Origin of the sequence: Escherichia sp. WS1368 (assembly GCF_046487485.1) — a bacterium.
Lineage (GTDB): Bacteria > Pseudomonadota > Gammaproteobacteria > Enterobacterales > Enterobacteriaceae > Escherichia > Escherichia coli.
Genome location: NZ_JBJQJI010000002.1, coordinates 397,646 through 416,819 on the forward strand (window position 1 = coordinate 397,646; position 19,174 = coordinate 416,819).

A 19,174-nucleotide genomic window follows, 5' to 3' on the forward strand; every position below is an offset into this window, starting at 1 on the left:
GCTGAGCAGGGACGTTAAAACGTCACGGCCTTACGCATCCGGTAACGCCGTGAAAAGACGGGCTTACCGGAAAAGTTTTAATCTCCGTCGAGGGAGAGGCGTGGGATCAGGTTCCATATAACCTCCGGTAAGTGAAAAAAGCGCCGCAAATAATAAGGAGAATCCAATAATATTCGTAGCATCTATGGCGATATAATACCTGCTGGCAACTAAACCAACGATAAACCAGACTTTACCCATTGCTGAATGCACGGGTAAAGTTAGGCTCAAATAATTAAACAACACGTTACAGGACAACAGGATGCAAAATCGGCTGACCATCAAAGATATCGCGCGCTTAAGCGGCGTGGGGAAATCTACAGTTTCCCGGGTGCTGAATAACGAAAGCGGCGTGAGCCAGCTCACCCGCGAGCGTGTTGAAGCAGTGATGAATCAGCATGGATTTTCCCCTTCCCGCTCTGCGCGCGCTATGCGTGGGCAAAGCGATAAAGTGGTCGCCATCATTGTTACCCGTCTGGATTCGTTGTCAGAAAATCTCGCCGTTCAAACCATGCTGCCAGCGTTCTATGAACAAGGTTACGACCCAATCATGATGGAAAGTCAGTTTTCCCCGCAATTAGTTGCCGAACATTTGGGGGTGCTGAAACGGCGTAATATCGACGGCGTAGTGCTGTTCGGTTTTACTGGCATAACAGAAGAAATGTTAGCCCACTGGCAGTCATCGCTGGTTCTGCTGGCGCGTGACGCAAAAGGCTTTGCTTCGGTCTGTTATGACGACGAAGGGGCAATCAAGATCCTGATGCAACGGCTGTATGACCAGGGGCATCGTAATATCAGTTATCTCGGCGTGCCGCACAGTGACGTGACAACCGGTAAGCGACGTCACGAAGCCTACCTGGCGTTCTGCAAAGCGCATAAACTGCATCCCGTTGCCGCCCTGCCAGGCCTTGCTATGAAGCAAGGCTATGAGAACGTAGCAAAAGTGATTACGCCTGAAACTACCGCCTTACTGTGCGCAACCGACACGCTGGCACTTGGCGCAAGTAAATACCTGCAAGAGCAACGCATCGACACCTTGCAACTGGCGAGCGTCGGTAATACGCCGTTAATGAAATTCCTCCATCCGGAGATCGTCACCGTAGATCCCGGTTACGCCGAAGCTGGACGCCAGGCGGCCTGCCAGTTGATCGCACAGGTAACCGGGCGCAGCGAACCGCAACAAATCATCATCCCCGCCACCCTGTCCTGATCGTTTCCTGAACGATAAATTGTGATCTTCGCTGCGTTTCGGGAACGTTCCCGTTTTTAAATTTTTCCGCGCAATATATTCTGCAGCCAACCAAAAATGTCATCTGCCATGGGGCTTTATGATGAGCAAAATAAACCAAACGGATATCGATCGGTTGATTGAACTGGTCGGCGGGCGCGGCAATATTGCGACGGTGAGCCACTGTATTACTCGCCTGCGCTTTGTCCTCAACCAACCGGCCAATGCCAGACCGAAAGAAATTGAGCAACTCCCCATGGTGAAAGGCTGTTTCACCAATGCCGGGCAATTTCAGGTGGTGATTGGCACCAACGTGGGTGATTACTATCAAGCACTGATAGCGTCAACCGGACAGGCGCAGGTTGATAAAGAGCAGGTAAAAAAAGCCGCCCGGCAGAATATGAAATGGCATGAGCAGTTGATCTCTCATTTCGCGGAGATCTTCTTCCCGTTGCTGCCCGCGTTGATCAGCGGCGGTTTGATCCTCGGTTTTCGCAATGTGATCGGCGATTTGCCCATGAGCAACGGTCAAACGCTGGCGCAAATGTATCCTTCCCTGCAAACGATCTACGATTTTCTGTGGTTGATCGGTGAAGCGATCTTCTTCTACCTGCCGGTCGGGATTTGCTGGTCAGCGGTGAAAAAAATGGGCGGCACGCCGATCCTTGGTATCGTACTTGGCGTAACGCTGGTTTCTCCACAGCTGATGAACGCTTATCTGCTCGGACAGCAGCTGCCGGAAGTGTGGGACTTTGGCATGTTCAGCATCGCCAAAGTGGGCTATCAGGCGCAGGTGATCCCGGCACTATTAGCCGGGCTGGCGCTGGGCGTTATTGAAACTCGCCTTAAACGCATCGTGCCAGATTACCTCTATCTGGTGGTGGTGCCAGTCTGTTCGCTGATCCTCGCGGTGTTCCTCGCCCATGCGCTGATTGGTCCGTTTGGTCGCATGATTGGCGATGGCGTTGCCTTTGCGGTACGTCACCTGATGACCGGCAGCTTTGCTCCGATTGGCGCGGCATTGTTTGGCTTCCTGTACGCCCCGCTGGTGATCACCGGGGTACACCAGACCACGCTTGCTATTGATTTGCAGATGATTCAAAGCATGGGTGGTACGCCAGTGTGGCCGCTGATTGCGCTGTCGAATATCGCTCAGGGCTCCGCCGTGATAGGCATTATCATTTCCAGCCGCAAGCACAATGAACGCGAGATCTCCGTGCCTGCGGCGATCTCCGCCTGGCTTGGGGTCACTGAGCCTGCAATGTACGGCATCAACCTGAAATATCGCTTCCCGATGCTGTGCGCGATGATTGGTTCTGGTCTGGCAGGATTGCTATGCGGCCTGAACGGCGTTATGGCGAATGGCATCGGCGTAGGCGGCCTGCCGGGAATTCTCTCGATTCAACCGAGCTACTGGCAGGTGTTTGCGCTGGCAATGGCTATCGCCATCATCATCCCGATTGTACTCACCTCGTTTATCTACCAGCGGAAATACCGCCTGGGCACGCTGGACATTGTTTAATTTTCTTCGGGGCGCAATTGCGCCCCCTCGCATTTGCAGGAATAACGTAATGACTAATCTTCCCCACTGGTGGCAAAACGGCGCTATCTACCAGATTTATCCAAAGAGTTTTCAGGACACCACGGGTAGCGGTACCGGCGATTTACGTGGCGTTATACAACGCCTGGACTATCTGCATAAACTGGGCGTTGATGCCATCTGGCTAACCCCCTTTTATGTCTCTCCCCAGGTCGATAACGGTTACGACGTAGCGAACTATACGGCGATTGATCCCACCTACGGCACGCTGGACGATTTTGACGAACTGGTGACGCAGGCAAAATCGCGCGGGATTCGTATCATTCTCGATATGGTGTTTAACCATACCTCTACCCAACATGCCTGGTTTCGCGAGGCGCTGAACAAAGAAAGCCCTTACCGCCAGTTTTATATCTGGCGCGATGGCGAACCAGAAACGCCACCGAACAACTGGCGTTCAAAATTTGGCGGTAGTGCGTGGCGCTGGCATGCGGAAAGCGAACAGTACTATTTGCATCTCTTTGCACCAGAACAGGCGGATCTCAACTGGGAGAATCCAGCGGTACGCGCAGAGCTGAAAAAAGTCTGTGAGTTCTGGGCCGATCGTGGGGTCGACGGGTTGCGCCTGGATGTGGTGAATCTGATCTCCAAAGACCCGCGTTTCCCTGAAGACCTGGACGGCGACGGGCGTCGCTTCTACACCGACGGGCCACGAGCACACGAGTTTTTGCACGAGATGAACCGCGATGTGTTTACGCCACGCGGGTTAATGACCGTAGGTGAAATGTCCTCCACCAGCCTTGAGCATTGCCAGCGATACGCGGCACTGACAGGCAGTGAATTGTCGATGACCTTTAATTTTCATCACCTGAAGGTCGATTATCCCGGTGGTGAAAAATGGACGCTGGCTAAACCTGACTTTGTGGCGTTGAAAACATTGTTCCGCCACTGGCAACAAGGAATGCACAACGTGGCATGGAATGCCTTGTTCTGGTGTAACCACGATCAGCCGCGCATTGTTTCTCGCTTTGGTGATGAAGGTGAATACCGCGTGCCTGCGGCAAAAATGCTGGCGATGGTGCTGCATGGCATGCAGGGAACGCCGTATATCTACCAGGGCGAAGAGATTGGCATGACCAACCCGCATTTCACGCGCATTACTGACTATCGCGACGTAGAGAGCCTCAATATGTTTGCCGAGCTGCGCAACGATGGTCGTGATGCCGACGAGTTATTGGCAATCCTCGCCAGTAAATCCCGTGACAACAGTCGCACGCCCATGCAATGGAGCAACGGCGATAATGCCGGGTTTACGGCTGGCGAACCGTGGATTAGCCTGGGCGATAACTATCAGGAAATCAACGTAGAAGCCGCGCTGACCGATGAGTCCTCGGTGTTTTACACCTACCAAAAGTTAATCGCACTGCGTAAGCAAGAAGCCGTTCTGACATGGGGCAATTACCAGGATCTGCTGCCAAACAGCCCTGTATTGTGGTGCTATCGCCGTGAATGGAAGGGGCAAACCTTGCTGGTCATTGCCAACCTTAGCCGTGAGATCCAACCCTGGCAGCCAGAGCAAATGCGCGGCAACTGGCAGCTTGTGATGCATAACTACGAAGAAGCCTCACCACAACCCTGTGCCATGACTTTACGGCCTTTTGAGGCTGTCTGGTGGTTACATAAGTAAATCTTCCCTAAGCCCCGGTAATGCCGGTCATTCCGGGGTTTTGCCTGTCAGCATGTTGTTTTTGTTGATTTTTCAACCAGCAAATTCATTAAAAAATTTACATAACGCTGTAGCGCCCGTCATCCGTACGCTCTGCTTTTTACTTTGAGCTACATCAAAAAAAGTTCAAACATCCTTGATGCAAAGCACTATATATAGACTTTAAAATGCGTCCCAACCCAATATGTTGTATTAATCGACTATAATTGCTACTACAGCTCCCCACGAAAAAGGTGCGGCGTTGTGGATAAGCGGATGGCGATTGCGGAAAGCTCCGGAAAACGAAACGAAAAAACCGGAAAACGCCTTTCCCAATTTCTGTGGATAACCTGTTCTTAAAAATATGGAGCGATCATGACACCGCATGTGATGAAACGAGACGGCTGCAAAGTGCCGTTTAAATCAGAGCGCATCAAAGAAGCGATTCTGCGTGCAGCTAAAGCAGCGGAAGTCGATGATGCCGATTATTGCGCCACTGTTGCCGCGGTTGTCAGCGAGCAGATGCAGGGCCGCAACCAGGTGGATATCAACGAGATCCAGACCGCAGTTGAAAACCAGCTGATGTCGGGTCCATACAAACAACTGGCTCGTGCTTACATCGAGTACCGTCACGATCGCGACATTGAACGTGAAAAACGCGGTCGCCTGAACCAGGAGATCCGTGGCCTGGTCGAGCAGACCAACGCCTCGTTACTCAACGAAAACGCCAACAAAGACAGCAAGGTGATTCCAACCCAGCGCGACCTGCTGGCCGGGATCGTGGCTAAACACTATGCACGTCAGCACCTGCTGCCGCGTGACGTGGTGCAGGCACATGAGCGTGGCGATATTCACTATCACGATCTCGATTACTCGCCGTTCTTCCCGATGTTCAACTGCATGTTGATCGACCTGAAAGGCATGCTGACCCAGGGCTTTAAGATGGGGAACGCCGAGATTGAACCGCCGAAGTCGATCTCTACGGCAACCGCTGTAACTGCGCAGATTATTGCTCAGGTCGCCAGCCATATTTATGGCGGCACCACCATTAACCGTATCGATGAAGTGCTGGCACCGTTTGTCACCGCCAGCTACAACAAACATCGCAAGACCGCAGAAGAGTGGAACATCCCGGACGCCGAAGGCTACGCTAACTCTCGTACCATTAAAGAGTGCTACGATGCCTTCCAGTCGCTGGAGTACGAAGTAAACACCCTGCACACCGCCAACGGTCAGACGCCGTTTGTAACCTTTGGTTTTGGTCTGGGCACCAGCTGGGAATCGCGCCTGATTCAGGAATCGATCCTGCGTAACCGTATCGCAGGCCTCGGTAAAAACCGTAAAACTGCGGTGTTCCCGAAACTGGTGTTTGCGATTCGCGATGGCCTGAACCATAAAAAAGGCGATCCGAACTACGACATCAAACAGCTGGCGCTGGAGTGCGCAAGCAAGCGCATGTATCCGGATATCCTGAACTACGATCAGGTAGTGAAAGTCACCGGTTCGTTTAAAACCCCGATGGGCTGCCGCAGCTTCCTCGGCGTGTGGGAAAATGAAAACGGCGAGCAGATCCACGATGGTCGTAACAACCTCGGCGTGATCAGCCTGAACCTGCCGCGTATTGCGCTGGAAGCAAAAGGCGATGAAGCCACCTTCTGGAAGCTGCTGGATGAACGTCTGGTGCTGGCACGTAAGGCGCTGATGACCCGTATCGCTCGTCTCGAAGGCGTGAAAGCGCGCGTGGCCCCGATCCTCTATATGGAAGGTGCTTGTGGCGTGCGTCTCAATGCTGACGATGATGTTTCTGAAATCTTCAAAAACGGTCGTGCGTCTATTTCGCTGGGTTACATCGGCATCCACGAAACCATTAACGCGCTGTTCGGCGGCGAGCATGTTTACGACAACGAGCAGCTTCGCGCGAAAGGTATCGCCATTGTTGAACGTCTGCGTCAGGCAGTGGATCAGTGGAAAGAAGAAACGGGTTATGGTTTCAGTCTCTACAGCACGCCGAGTGAAAACCTGTGCGACCGCTTCTGCCGTCTCGATACTGCTGAGTTTGGCGTGGTGCCGGGCGTGACCGATAAAGGTTACTACACCAACAGTTTCCACCTCGATGTGGAGAAGAAGGTGAACCCGTACGACAAGATCGACTTTGAAGCGCCTTACCCGCCGCTGGCGAACGGTGGTTTCATTTGCTACGGCGAGTATCCAAACATTCAGCACAACCTGAAGGCGCTGGAAGATGTCTGGGATTACAGCTATCAGCATGTACCGTATTACGGCACCAATACACCGATTGATGAGTGCTACGAGTGTGGCTTTACCGGTGAGTTCGAGTGCACCAGCAAAGGCTTCACCTGCCCGAAATGTGGTAACCATGACGCCTCCCGTGTGTCGGTAACTCGCCGCGTGTGCGGATATTTAGGTAGCCCGGATGCACGTCCGTTTAACGCCGGCAAGCAGGAAGAAGTTAAGCGCCGCGTTAAACATTTGGGAAATGGGCAGATAGGTTGATCTTCACTCTGAGCTAAGCAAATGCCGGATGCGGCGTAAACGCCTTATCCGGCCTACATTTGGCAATTGCTGTAGGCCTGATAAGACGCGACAGCGTCGCATCAGGCGTTGATTACCGGATGCATCCTATACGCGGACTGATAAGCCAGGCGAAACAATGAATTATCATCAGTACTATCCTGTCGACATCGTCAACGGCCCCGGCACTCGCTGCACCCTGTTTGTCTCCGGGTGTGTTCATGAATGCCCCGGTTGCTATAACAAAAGCACATGGCGGGTAAATTCCGGTCAGCCATTTACCAAAGCAATGGAAGACCAGATCATTAACGATCTGAATGACACTCGTATCAAACGCCAGGGGATTTCCCTCTCCGGCGGCGATCCGCTGCATCCGCAAAACGTGCCGGATATTCTGAAACTGGTACAACGCATCCGCGCCGAGTGTCCGGGTAAAGACATCTGGGTGTGGACAGGCTATAAACTCGACGAACTCAACGCTGCGCAAATGCAGGTTGTTGATTTGATTAACGTGCTGGTCGACGGCAAATTTGTGCAGGATTTAAAAGACCCTTCCCTGATCTGGCGCGGCAGCAGCAATCAGGTGGTGCATCATTTGCGATGATAAGTTCCCTGTTACCTGAGTGCAGGCAACAGGGAAATGAGGAATTAACGATACTTCTGGTGATAGGCGTTGCGGGTCGTTTTCAGTTGCTCTGCAGCAGCCTGCGCTTCTTTTACTTTACCTTCATTTGCCAGCTTCAGCGCGTCGTCAATCTGACCGACCAGAATGTCGAAACCGTGGCGGAAGTCTTTCATTTCCGGGCTGTCTGGCGATTTTCCTTCCAGCTTCGGCGGCGTTGCTTTTTGCGCATCCAGCGCCGCGGCACGCATTTTGGTTAACGCGTCTTTGACTTGCGCCGCGTTATCGGCTTTTTCGACCACTTTTAAATTGTCGTTGAGGGTTTCCATATTGTCTTCAAGATCAGCGGCAAACGACGCCGAACTGAATACCAACGAGGAGACTGCAAGAATAGCTAACAGGCTTTTTCGCATTGCTCACTTCCTTTTTTATTTACACTTCATCATTCACACTGCCTCATCGACGACTACGCTCATTCGACCGGGTCACGTACTGCGAGTACGCTCCCCGGCCCTCATTCACTTTCCGTCTCGATGCAGTGCGAATGATTTTGTGTAATTTTTTAGTTTATAGCGCGACAGGTCGCGCCAGTTTTTTTACTGTCCGGCGATTTTCATCTCCGGCAACAGCACAGAACCACACTGTATATTACTGCGTGTTTCAATATCGTTACCGACGGTGACAATATTGCGCCACATATCTTTTAAATTACCTGCGATGGTGATTTCGCTAACCGGATACTGAATTTCGCCGTTTTCTACCCAGAAGCCCGCCGCACCACGGGAATAATCACCGGTAATTGCACTCACGCCCTGGCCCATCAATTCCGTCACCACCAGCCCGGTGCCCATCTCTTTGAGCATTTGTTCGAAGCTTAGCCCTTGTCCGGCAATCCGCCAGTTGTGAATACCGCCCGCATGTCCGGTGCTTTTCAGCCCCAGTTTCCGCGCCGAGTAGCTGGTCAGCAGCCACTGAGTCAGGATGCCATCTTTAATAATATCGCGACGCTCGGTGCGCACACCTTCGCTGTCGAATGGCGTCGACGCCAGCCCTTTCAGCAGATGCGGATGCTCTTCAATGGTCAGCCAGTCCGGCAGAATTTGTTTACCCAGCGAATCCAGCAGAAAGGTAGATTTACGGTAAACCGAGCCACCCGCTATCGCCCCCACCAGATGGCCAAAAAGCCCGGTTGCCACTTCATTGGCAAAAATGACTGGCGCTTTCATGGTGGAGAGTTTACGCGGTGACAGGCGCGATAAAGTACGGCGAGCACAGTCGGCCCCAACCCACTCTGGCGTTTGCAGATCGCTCATCGCACGACCAATGGTGTAGGCGTAATCACGCTCCATATCGCCATTTTCTTCGGCAATTACACAGCTGGAGAGTGAATGACGCGTAGAGCAGTAACCCTGCAACATGCCGTGGCTGTTGCCAAAAACTTTGACACCGTAGTGGCTGTTAAAACTGCCGCCTTCGGTATTGGTAATGCGTTTGTCCGCCTGCAATGCCGCCTGTTCTGCGCGGGCCGCCAGTTCAATGGCATCATCCGGGGAAACTTCAGCAGGGTGGAACAAGTCGAGATCTGGTGCGTCAAAGGCCAGCAGCTCTTTGTCTGCCAGGCCGGCACAGGGATCTGGCGAGGTATAACGGGCAATATCCAGCGCCGCCTGTACAGTACGGGCAATGGCCTGCGGGCTTAAATCGGTGGATGATGCGCTACCTTTGCGGTTCTGGTGATAAACAGTGATCCCCAGCGCGCCATCGCTATTGAATTCAACATTCTCCACTTCACCATAACGCGTGCTTACGCTAATGCCGGTGGTCTTGCTGACGGCAACTTCCGCACCGTCCGATTTGCCTGAGGCCAACTCCAGCGCAGTGGAAACTGCTTCTTCCAGAATCTTGCGCTGCGCTTCAACTTGAGAGATTACTTTCATTGCAAGTGCCATAATGTAGAGAGTTTCTCTGAAGTCTAACAGAGAACCGTTTTTCAGTGCGCATCTTAACTGGTAACATTAGCCTCTTTTTTTAAGGAGCCTGAGATGACTAAGCAGCCCGAAGACTGGCTCGACGACGTTCCCGGTGATGACATCGAAGACGAAGACGATGAAATTATCTGGGTCAGTAAAAGTGAAATTAAACGTGATGCCGAGGAGCTAAAACGCCTTGGCGCGGAAATTGTTGATCTGGGGAAAAACGCGCTGGATAAGATCCCGTTAGATGCGGATCTGCGCGCGGCTATTGAGCTCGCCCAGCGTATTAAGATGGAAGGTCGCCGCCGCCAGTTGCAGCTCATCGGTAAGATGCTGCGCCAGCGCGACGTAGAGCCTATTCGTCAGGCGCTGGATAAGCTGAAAAATCGCCACAATCAGCAGGTGGTGCTGTTCCATAAACTGGAAAACCTGCGCGATCGTCTGATCGATCAAGGTGATGACGCCATCGCTGAAGTATTGAATCTGTGGCCCGATGCCGATCGTCAGCAGCTGCGTACTCTGATCCGTAACGCGAAGAAAGAGAAAGAAGGGAATAAGCCGCCGAAATCCGCACGCCAGATTTTCCAGTATCTGCGCGAACTGGCGGAGAATGAAGGGTAATTTTCGTTGTTGATGTGAGTATGGTTTGCCGGATGCGGTGCACCTGTAGGCCTGATAAGACGCATCAAGCGTCGCATCAGGCACTATGCTCAAATGCCGGATGCGGCGTGAACGCCTTATCCGGCCTACGCACACTATATCAGGCTGAGGCCGAATTACTGCGCGGCTTCCGCCTTCTTCGCCAGACCATCCAGCAGTTTCTGATGGATGCCACCAAAACCGCCGTTGCTCATGACCAGAATATGGTCGCCAGGCTGAGCGGTTTTCACCACCATATCTGCCAGCGTATCCACATCGCCACTCCAGTGTGCAGGCTGAACGCAGGCTTCTGCCACTTCTGCCACCTGCCACGGAATATGCGCCGGTTGCAGCAGGAAGACTTCATCGGCACGACCTAATGAAGGTGCCAGATCGTCTTTGCAGATCCCCATTTTCATGGTATTCGAGCGCGGTTCCAGCACAGCAATAATGCGCGCCGTACCACCAACTTTGCCACGCAGCGCCGCCAGCGTTGCCAGAATCGCCGTCGGGTGATGGGCAAAATCGTCATATACCGTCACGCCATTCGCTTCACCACGCAACTCCAGACGGCGGCGAGCGTTAATAAACGAACCCAGCGCGTTAGCGGCATCTGCAGGCGCTACACCAACATGGCGAGCCGCTGCAATCGCCATCAGGCCATTGTGCATATTATGTTCGCCTACCAGCGACCATTTCACTTCGCCCACTTTTTCGCCATCAAGCAAGACTTCCCATTCGGAAGCATCGGTGGTCAGCTTTTTCGCCTGCCAGTGCCCCTGCTCACCCACCAGCTCCTGCTCGCTCCAGCAGCCCATCGCCATGGTCTGTTTCAGGTTGATGTCATTTTCCGGCCAGATAATACGGCCCTGCCCCGGAACGATACGCACCAGATGGTGGAACTGTTTCTGGATCGCTTTCAGGTCGTCAAAGATATCGGCGTGATCGAACTCAAGGTTGTTGAGGATCAGCGTACGCGGGCAGTAATGGACAAATTTAGAGCGTTTGTCGAAGAAGGCGCAGTCGTACTCATCCGCTTCGATAACAAAGAAGTCGCTTTCGCCCAGACGCGCCGAAACCTCAAAGTTCCCCGGCACACCGCCGATCACAAATCCCGGTTTGTAACCGCACTGTTCCAGAATCCAGGTCGCCATTCCCGCGGTGGTAGTTTTGCCGTGTGTACCGGCAACGGCCAGCACCCAGCGGTCGCGCAGCACAAAATCGTGCAGCCACTGTGGACCTGACATATAAGGGATGTTTTTTTCCAGTACCGCTTCCACACACGGATTTCCACGGGTCATGGCGTTGCCAATAATCACCAGATCCGGCTGCGGATCGAGCTGGCTGGCATCGTAACCCTGAATCAGCTCAATGCCTTGCTTCTCAAGTAAGGTGCTCATCGGCGGATACACATTGGCGTCCGAACCCGTTACTTCATGGCCTAACTGGCGCGCCAGCATCGCCAGACCGCCCATAAATGTGCCACAAATTCCTAAAATATGAATGCGCATACGTCACTATCCTTTTTTAATCTGCCGCTCATTTTACGCATATGTCGGGCAAGTGAGAAACGCATTTCAGGATAATCCGCAATTTGCTGGCGCGATTCACCTGAGCGCAACATTGAGATTATTTGTTAAGATTGTTGCGGTCGCTTTACTCCATAAACATTGCAGGGAAAGTTTTATGAAAACGTTAGGTGAATTTATTGTCGAAAAGCAGCACGAGTTTTCTCATGCTACCGGTGAGCTCACTGCTTTGCTGTCGGCAATAAAACTGGGCGCCAAGATTATCCATCGCGATATCAACAAAGCAGGACTGGTTGATATCCTGGGTGCCAGCGGTGCTGAGAACGTGCAGGGCGAGGTTCAGCAGAAACTCGACTTGTTCGCTAATGAAAAACTGAAAGCCGCACTGAAAGCACGCGATATCGTTGCGGGCATTGCCTCTGAAGAAGAAGATGAGATTGTTGTCTTTGAAGGCTGTGAACATGCAAAATACGTGGTGCTGATGGACCCACTGGATGGCTCGTCCAACATCGATGTTAACGTCTCTGTCGGTACCATTTTCTCCATCTACCGCCGAGTTACGCCCGTCGGCACGCCGGTAACGGAAGAAGATTTCCTCCAGCCTGGTAACAAACAAGTTGCGGCAGGTTACGTGGTATACGGCTCCTCTACCATGCTGGTTTACACCACCGGATGCGGTGTTCACGCCTTTACTTACGATCCTTCGCTGGGCGTTTTCTGTCTGTGCCAGGAACGGATGCGCTTCCCGGAGAAAGGCAAAACCTACTCCATCAACGAAGGAAACTACATTAAGTTTCCGAACGGGGTGAAGAAGTACATTAAATTCTGCCAGGAAGAAGATAAATCCACCAACCGCCCGTATACCTCACGTTATATCGGTTCACTGGTCGCGGATTTCCACCGTAACCTGCTGAAAGGCGGTATTTATCTCTACCCAAGCACCGCCAGCCACCCGGACGGCAAACTGCGTTTGCTGTATGAGTGCAACCCGATGGCATTCCTGGCGGAACAAGCGGGCGGTAAAGCGAGCGATGGCAAAGAGCGTATTCTGGATATCATCCCGGAAACCCTGCACCAGCGCCGTTCATTCTTTGTCGGCAACGACCATATGGTTGAAGATGTCGAACGCTTTATCCGTGAGTTCCCGGACGCGTAATCTCCTGCGCCTCTCCACACGGAGAGGCGTTTTTATCGCTGCGCAATGTTGACTCTTGTCACTGGCGAACTCTGACGATTCTCCCACAGCACCGTTAACCCACGCTGTAATGCTATAAAAATAAACAACAAAATACCGATGGCGATTTTCGTCCACCAGGAACTCAGCGTGCCGTCAAAGTTGATGTAAGTCTGGATCAGTCCCTGAATTGCCACGCCAAAAAGCGTCCCAAGCACCGTCCCGACGCCACCACTTAACAACGTACCGCCAATCACCACCGACGCGATGGCGTCCAGTTCCACACCTACGCCCGCCAGTGCATATCCGGCCTGGGTATAAATCGAGAAGACAATCCCCGCCAGTGTTGCCAGTCCGGTGGAGAGCATATAAATGCGAATAGTGGTGCTGCGAGTAGAAATCCCCATCAGGTTCGCCGACGTCGCGTTGCCGCCAATAGCGTACACCTGATTGCCAAAACGGGTACGATGCGCAAGGAAAATACCGATAACCACCACCGCCAGCATCAACAGCCCCATCGCACTAAGGCGACCGCCGCCGGGGATTTTCCACGCAAGGCTTGAGAGCGTGTCATAAATGGGATGGTTTATCGGAATCGACTCTTCCGAAACGAGATAGCTGACGCCGCGCAAAAAGAACATCCCCGCAAGCGTAATGATAAATGCCGGGATCTTCAGGGCGTCGATCAGAAGCCCCATAAATGCGCCGAAGGCACAGCCCATCACCAGCACTAGCGGAAACGCCAGCAGCGGCGAGAGGCCGAAATCGCCAACCACTTTTGCCAGAAACACGCCAGTAAAGGCGATCACCGAACCGACGGAGAGATCGATACCGCCAGAGAGGATCACAAAGGTCATGCCAACGGCGATTATCCCAAGAAAGGCGTTATCTGTCAGGATATTGCAGATCACTCTTGTGGAAGCAAAACCGGGAAACTGCGTCAGGCAGTAGAAATAGCCCAGCACAAAGACGCCGATGGTGATCATCAGTGGCAAATTACGTTTTATCATGGCTACGTACTCCTTTAATCAGACTGATAAAGCGTTGCGACTGAACAATCAGCACACAAAGCACCACCACCGCTTTTACGACCTGGTTCATCTCCGGCGGAAAGCCAGAAAGTAAAATTCCGGTGTTCATCCCCTGAATAATCAGCGCCCCCACTACCGAGAGCAGCAGGTTAAAGCGCCCGCCCATCAGCGATCCGCCGCCAATCACCACCGCGAGAATGGCGTCCAGCTCCAGCCATAATCCGGCGTTGTTGGCATCGGCACCGCGAATATCCGCCGCCACGATAATGCCCGCAATCGCCGCACACAGCCCGCTCAACACATAAGTGAGCATGACGATGATTCGCGTGTTTACCCCGGCATTTTTTGCCGCCCGAATGTTGATACCAACGGCTTCGATAAACATCCCCAGCGCCGTTTTGCGGGTCAACAGCCAGAACAGGAGAAGCGTCAGCACCGCGATAATGACCGGCGTTGGCAGGAACAACAGCGATCCGCTGCCAAACCATGAGAGATCCGGCGAGTTAAACGTGACGATCTGTCCGGAGGTGATCAGTTGCGCCACGCCGCGCCCGGCGACCATCAGGATCAGGGTGGCGACAAACGGCTGAATTTTGAGGATCGCTACCAGTATGCCGTTCCACAATCCCGCCAGGATGCCAGTGCCCAGGGCGCTTAACAAAACAATCGGCAGGCTGAATCCCGCGACCGTCATCGCAGCCGTTGTGGCTCCGGCGATAGCCATCACCGCCCCTACGGAGAGATCAATCCCACCGGTGGCGATCACCAGCGTCATACCAATCGCCAGTAACGCAACGGGAGCTGCGCGGTTAAGAATGTCGATAGGGCTACCGAACAAACGCCCATCCTGAAGCACCACCTGCCAGAAATGCGGAGCTACCAGGCTATCGACCAGCAGCACCAGCAATAGCGCCGCCAGCTGCGGCATTCCCGTTGGCCAGCGAAAGCGCCTTTTCGGCGGCGTAGTGTCCGGGAGAGATTGAGGCATCACACTGTTCTCCTTACGCCGCAATGGCGTTCATGATCGCCGGAACGGAAAGCTCTGCCAGCGGGATCTCCGCCACCTGTTTGCGATCGCGCATGATGATCACCCGATCGGCATAGCCCACCAGCTCTTCCAGTTCGGAGGAGATCACCAGCAGCGCCAGACCATCGGCGCATAGCGTTTCAATCAGGCGGATGATCTCGGCGTGGGCACCAACATCAATGCCGCGGGTTGGCTCATCGAGGATCAGAAATTGCGGTCGGGTCAGTAGCCAACGTGAAAGCAACACTTTTTGCTGATTGCCGCCAGAGAGAAATTCAATCGGTTGTTCAGTTGAAGGTGTGCGAATGCCAAGCTGGCGGATAAAGCGTTCGGCAATCTCTTGCTGCTCTTTGCGGGAAATGGGTCGTAGCCAGCCGCGCTGGGCCTGGAGAGCGAGGATGATATTTTCCCGTACCGAGGCGGCGGCGATGATGCCATCGGTTTTCCTGTCTTCCGGGCAGAAGCCGATACCCAGTACCGAAGCCTGATGTGGCGATCGCAGGTTTTGCTGTTTGCCTTTGATCAACGCCGTGCCGCTGTCAGCAGGTTTGATACCGAAGATCACTTCGGCGGTTTCGGTACGTCCGGATCCCAGCAAGCCAGCCAGACCGACGATCTCGCCGGGGCGTACTTCGAGATCAAACGGTGCTATCGTTCCTTTTTTGCCGTAATTTTTGAACGCGGCAACGGGTTTGTCGCTCAACAATGTTCGCCCGGCACGCTGTAGCGCGTGGGTATCCAGCTCGCGCCCCAGCATCATTTTTACCAGTTCGATCTGCGGTAGCTCGCGCGTTTCCCGACAGCCTACGAAACTGCCGTTGCGTAAGACAGTGATCCGATCGCTGACCTGATAGACCTGATCGAGAAAGTGAGTGACAAAGATCAGGCTGACGCCGCGATCGCGCAACTGACGCATCAGGACAAATAATAGCTCCACTTCCTGGGTGTCGAGGCTGGCGGTGGGTTCATCGAGGATCAGCACTTTGGCGGAGAGATCGATAGCCCGGCAAATGGCGACGATTTGCTGCATCGCCACCGAAAAACGGTTAAGCGGTTCGCGCACGTCGAGGGAGAAACCGTAAGATGCCATCAGTTCGGTGGCGCGCTTTTCCATCTCTTTACGGCGTAGAAGGCCGAAACGTTTGGGTTCGCGACCTATGAATAGATTATCAGCAACCGACATATTGGGTAGCAGGTTGACTTCCTGATAGACGGTGCCGATACCGAGTTGTTGTGCATGGGCGGTATTTTTCGGTGAGATAGCCTGGCCTTCCAGCCAGATGGTGCCGCGATCGGCGTGGTATACACCGGTTAATGCTTTGATTAGCGTCGATTTTCCCGCCCCGTTTTCACCGAGCAGCGCCATGATTTCGCCACGGCGCAGGCTGAAATCAACGTTGTCTAACGCTTTGACTCCGGGGAAAAATTTACTTAATCCTTCGGTGCGGAGGATTTCCTGGTGTTGGTCGGTCGTCATGGTTTCCCCCGGTGTAAAGCGTGCTCCCAGTAGGCATGATAAGACGCGGTAAGCGTCGCATCAGGCTTCAGTGCACCATCGCCGGATGCGGCGCGAGCGCCTTATCCGGCCTACGAATCGGCATCAGGCATAGCAACCCTCAATACCCCATATTTTTCTTCTTCTCTAACTCTTCTTTTGCGGTATCAGGCAGGTAAAGGGTGGATTTGGTTAACGTCAGCTTTTCAGGCATGGTGCCGTCTTTTTTGTATTTCTCCAGCGCGTCAAAAGCGGGTCCCGCCATGTTCGGCGTCAGTTCAACACTGGCGTTCGCTTCGCCATCAATCATCGCTTTGTAGATATCCGGTACGCCATCAATGGAACCCGTGAGGATATCTTTGCCCGGTTTCAGGCCCGCTTCTTTAATTGCCTGAATTGCACCAATCACCATGTCGTCGTTATGGGCGTAAACCATGCAGATATTTTTGCCGTTGTTTTCCGCTTTGATAAAGCTCTCCATGACTTCTTTGCCTTTACTGCGGGTGAAGTCACCTGACTGCGAGCGGATGATTTTGATATTTGGCGCACTCTTAATGGCTTCGGCAAAGCCTTTCTTACGGTCAATGGCGACGCTGGCTCCAACGGTGCCCTGCAGCTCCACCACGTTGCATGGTTTGCCATTCACTTCTTTTACCAGCCAGTCACCGATCAACTTACCTTCGAGGATGTTGTCGGCAGTAACGGTGGTCATATAGAGAGATTTGTCTTTCACATCGATGGAACGGTCGAGCAAGAAGACCGGGATTTCGGCATCTTTCGCCTCTTTTAATACCGGTTCCCAACCTGTCGCGACCACCGGAGCGATAAAGATCGCATCCACCCCTTGCGCGACGAAGGAACGTACCGCTTTAATCTGGTTTTCCTGCTTTTGCTGACCATCGGCAATTTTTAGCGTAATTCCGCGTTTTTCGGCCTCACTTTTCGCCACATTGGTTTCTGCAGCGCGCCAGCCGGATTCCGATCCGACCTGCGAAAATCCTACGGTTAATGGAGCGGCCAACGCCATAGACGACATGGCTGCCGAGACTGCAGAGACTACAAGTAAGCGTTTCCACATAGGGTTGTCCTCGTCGGGGTAATTATTATTGGTGAAAAGATGTTCGCGGAAAAACTATAGACAATTCGTTATGTAACGGATTGCGTTACATCACACTTCATAAAAGTAAATAAAACGTTAATCACAAGTTTGTAATCGCTTTCATCTCACTATGAAAAATGCGGCTACGGTTATGGATTTTCCTGCTCTGTATACCGTCTTAAAACTGGCGAAAAAGGAAAATGAAGACGAAAACAAGCGAAGACATTCGGCGCGAGTTGGCTATAATACTCGGCACTTGTTTGCCACATATTTTTAAAGGAAACAGACATGAGCTTACTCAACGTCCCTGCGGGTAAAGATCTGCCGGAAGACATCTACGTTGTTATTGAGATCCCGGCTAACGCAGATCCGATCAAATACGAAATCGACAAAGAGAGCGGCGCACTGTTCGTTGACCGCTTCATGTCCACCGCGATGTTCTATCCGTGCAACTACGGCTATATCAACCACACTCTGTCTCTGGACGGTGACCCGGTTGACGTACTGGTCCCGACTCCGTACCCGCTGCAGCCGGGTTCTGTGATCCGTTGCCGTCCGGTTGGCGTTCTGAAAATGACCGACGAAGCCGGTGAAGATGCGAAACTGATTGCTGTTCCGCACACCAAGCTGAGCAAAGAATACGATCACATTAAAGACGTTAACGATCTGCCAGAGCTGCTGAAAGCGCAGATCGCTCACTTCTTCGAGCACTACAAAGACCTCGAAAAAGGCAAGTGGGTGAAAGTTGAAGGTTGGGAAAACGCAGAAGCCGCTAAAGCTGAAATCGTTGCCTCCTTCGAGCGCGCAAAGAATAAATAAGTTCTTATAGCGCAATAACCCTGAACACCGGGCTTCGGTTAGTAAGGGTTTTTTTATGCCCGCGATAAATAAACTCTCTATTCCACTTTCATTATTCTCAGCGCTTGCAAGGCTTGAACGGTAAGAACAAGCAAACCCGACCACCATTTTGCTGTTCATAGCCACTTGCTGGAAGTTAGCCGACCTCACTCATACTCACCGTTCAAAGCGTGCCCCCGTTTTACCCCTGCACATTTGTGAACGCCAGCAGAGTTTTTTATGCGATTGCAGATATGGAAAGCGGCTCGGAGAGAAAAGCAAAAGATGGAAAAGTTACAAAAAAAAATCGCGAGATACATCGCATAAAACAACGCCACCCGAAGGTGGCGTGCTTTTATTATTACTTATCCCTGTCTAACCAGTCGCCGCTTTCAATTAGCTTTAATCCATCGACGGGTCGTTGATAAACGTACATCCATGCACTCCCGTACGGCGTCTGAATCAACTGGCGCGCGTATTCACCTCCCCTGGTGCGCAAGGCATCAAGTTCGGCCAGCGTGGCGTTGTCAATACGATAAACTTCACCGTGTACTGTTCCGTTCCCCGGAACTGCGCCTGGATAGTGGCCCAGGCTATACAACTGGTAGTTATCGATACTGAAATCGCCCAGTAACTGGGCATTGGTCATCCAGTGACTGTTGCCTTGTTTGTGGCGTAAACTGCCGTAGACAAATATTCGCATT

17 protein-coding genes are annotated in these 19,174 nt (G+C 52.7%); 8 read left to right on the forward strand and 9 right to left on the reverse strand.

Translation table 11 applies throughout. The features are described from left to right. Positions 1 to 63: 63 nt before the first annotated feature. A complete protein-coding gene (gene mgtL / locus ACJHYD_RS07540) occupies positions 64 to 117 on the reverse strand; it encodes a mgtA regulatory leader peptide MgtL (protein WP_001387276.1) in 54 nt (17 codons plus the stop codon). A gap of 184 nt (positions 118 to 301) precedes the next feature. Here mgtL and treR point away from each other — a divergent pair, with 184 nt between their 5' ends. The 5 genes from treR (at position 302) to nrdG (ending at position 7,648) form a co-directional block, all read left to right on the forward strand. Then, complete coding sequence (gene treR / locus ACJHYD_RS07545; protein WP_001181307.1) at positions 302 to 1,249, forward strand: trehalose operon repressor TreR; 948 nt, start codon at positions 302 to 304, stop codon at positions 1,247 to 1,249. Between the two features lie 118 nt (positions 1,250 to 1,367). Continuing rightward, positions 1,368 to 2,789, forward strand: coding sequence for a PTS trehalose transporter subunit IIBC (treB, locus tag ACJHYD_RS07550; RefSeq protein WP_001299664.1), 1,422 nt, complete (start codon positions 1,368 to 1,370; stop codon positions 2,787 to 2,789). Positions 2,790 to 2,838: 49 nt separating this feature from the next. Next, entirely contained in the window at positions 2,839 to 4,494 is a 1,656-nt protein-coding gene (gene treC / locus ACJHYD_RS07555) for an alpha,alpha-phosphotrehalase (protein WP_032301154.1), read from the forward strand. A 393-nt stretch (positions 4,495 to 4,887) separates the two neighbouring features. Next, positions 4,888 to 7,026, forward strand: a complete 2,139-nt coding sequence (nrdD, locus tag ACJHYD_RS07560; RefSeq protein ID WP_000187778.1) for an anaerobic ribonucleoside-triphosphate reductase — start codon at positions 4,888 to 4,890, stop codon at positions 7,024 to 7,026. A 157-nt stretch (positions 7,027 to 7,183) separates the two neighbouring features. Next, a complete protein-coding gene (gene nrdG / locus ACJHYD_RS07565) occupies positions 7,184 to 7,648 on the forward strand; it encodes an anaerobic ribonucleoside-triphosphate reductase-activating protein (protein WP_001106233.1) in 465 nt (154 codons plus the stop codon). 44 nt (positions 7,649 to 7,692) lie between these two features. Here nrdG and cybC read toward each other — a convergent pair whose 3' ends face one another. Both cybC and pmbA read right to left on the reverse strand, forming a co-directional pair. Further along, positions 7,693 to 8,079, reverse strand: coding sequence for a cytochrome b562 (gene cybC / locus ACJHYD_RS07570; protein WP_001232246.1), 387 nt, complete (start codon positions 8,077 to 8,079; stop codon positions 7,693 to 7,695). Between the two features lie 183 nt (positions 8,080 to 8,262). Next, positions 8,263 to 9,615 carry a metalloprotease PmbA gene (gene pmbA, locus ACJHYD_RS07575; RefSeq protein ID WP_001162160.1) on the reverse strand — a complete coding sequence of 451 codons (1,353 nt, stop codon included), beginning with the start codon at positions 9,613 to 9,615 and terminating at the stop codon, positions 8,263 to 8,265. A gap of 93 nt (positions 9,616 to 9,708) precedes the next feature. Between pmbA and yjgA the strand changes: the two genes are divergently transcribed. Then, a complete protein-coding gene (gene yjgA, locus ACJHYD_RS07580; protein WP_000166270.1) occupies positions 9,709 to 10,260 on the forward strand; it encodes a ribosome biogenesis factor YjgA in 552 nt (183 codons plus the stop codon). Positions 10,261 to 10,415: 155 nt separating this feature from the next. Here yjgA and mpl read toward each other — a convergent pair whose 3' ends face one another. Continuing rightward, positions 10,416 to 11,789, reverse strand: a complete 1,374-nt coding sequence (gene mpl / locus ACJHYD_RS07585) for a UDP-N-acetylmuramate:L-alanyl-gamma-D-glutamyl-meso-diaminopimelate ligase (protein WP_001219792.1) — start codon at positions 11,787 to 11,789, stop codon at positions 10,416 to 10,418. A gap of 175 nt (positions 11,790 to 11,964) precedes the next feature. Here mpl and fbp point away from each other — a divergent pair, with 175 nt between their 5' ends. After that, on the forward strand, positions 11,965 to 12,963 hold the full coding sequence (fbp, locus tag ACJHYD_RS07590) for a class 1 fructose-bisphosphatase (RefSeq protein WP_000853753.1): 999 nt from the start codon (positions 11,965 to 11,967) through the stop codon (positions 12,961 to 12,963). Between the two features lie 32 nt (positions 12,964 to 12,995). Here fbp and yjfF read toward each other — a convergent pair whose 3' ends face one another. From yjfF to ytfQ, 4 genes are all read right to left on the reverse strand, one after another. Then, on the reverse strand, positions 12,996 to 13,991 hold the full coding sequence (yjfF, locus tag ACJHYD_RS07595; protein ID WP_000595986.1) for a galactofuranose ABC transporter, permease protein YjfF: 996 nt from the start codon (positions 13,989 to 13,991) through the stop codon (positions 12,996 to 12,998). Next, positions 13,978 to 15,000 carry a galactofuranose ABC transporter, ATP-binding protein YtfT gene (gene ytfT / locus ACJHYD_RS07600; RefSeq protein WP_001367906.1) on the reverse strand — a complete coding sequence of 341 codons (1,023 nt, stop codon included), beginning with the start codon at positions 14,998 to 15,000 and terminating at the stop codon, positions 13,978 to 13,980. The genes yjfF and ytfT overlap by 14 nt, the downstream gene beginning before the upstream one ends. A 13-nt stretch (positions 15,001 to 15,013) precedes the next feature. Beyond that, positions 15,014 to 16,516 (reverse strand): galactofuranose ABC transporter, ATP-binding protein YtfR, encoded by a 1,503-nt coding sequence (gene ytfR / locus ACJHYD_RS07605; RefSeq protein WP_033557615.1) that lies wholly within the window; start codon positions 16,514 to 16,516, stop codon positions 15,014 to 15,016. 139 nt (positions 16,517 to 16,655) lie between these two features. After that, positions 16,656 to 17,612 carry a galactofuranose ABC transporter substrate-binding protein YtfQ gene (gene ytfQ, locus ACJHYD_RS07610; protein ID WP_069903736.1) on the reverse strand — a complete coding sequence of 319 codons (957 nt, stop codon included), beginning with the start codon at positions 17,610 to 17,612 and terminating at the stop codon, positions 16,656 to 16,658. A 309-nt stretch (positions 17,613 to 17,921) separates the two neighbouring features. Between ytfQ and ppa the strand changes: the two genes are divergently transcribed. Further along, positions 17,922 to 18,452 carry an inorganic diphosphatase gene (gene ppa / locus ACJHYD_RS07615; RefSeq protein ID WP_000055072.1) on the forward strand — a complete coding sequence of 177 codons (531 nt, stop codon included), beginning with the start codon at positions 17,922 to 17,924 and terminating at the stop codon, positions 18,450 to 18,452. Positions 18,453 to 18,831: 379 nt separating this feature from the next. On the opposite strand, the gene ACJHYD_RS07620 is transcribed toward ppa, so the two are convergent. Further along, positions 18,832 to 19,173, reverse strand: coding sequence for a gamma-glutamylcyclotransferase (locus ACJHYD_RS07620; protein WP_001219160.1), 342 nt, complete (start codon positions 19,171 to 19,173; stop codon positions 18,832 to 18,834). Position 19,174 lies beyond the last annotated feature (1 nt).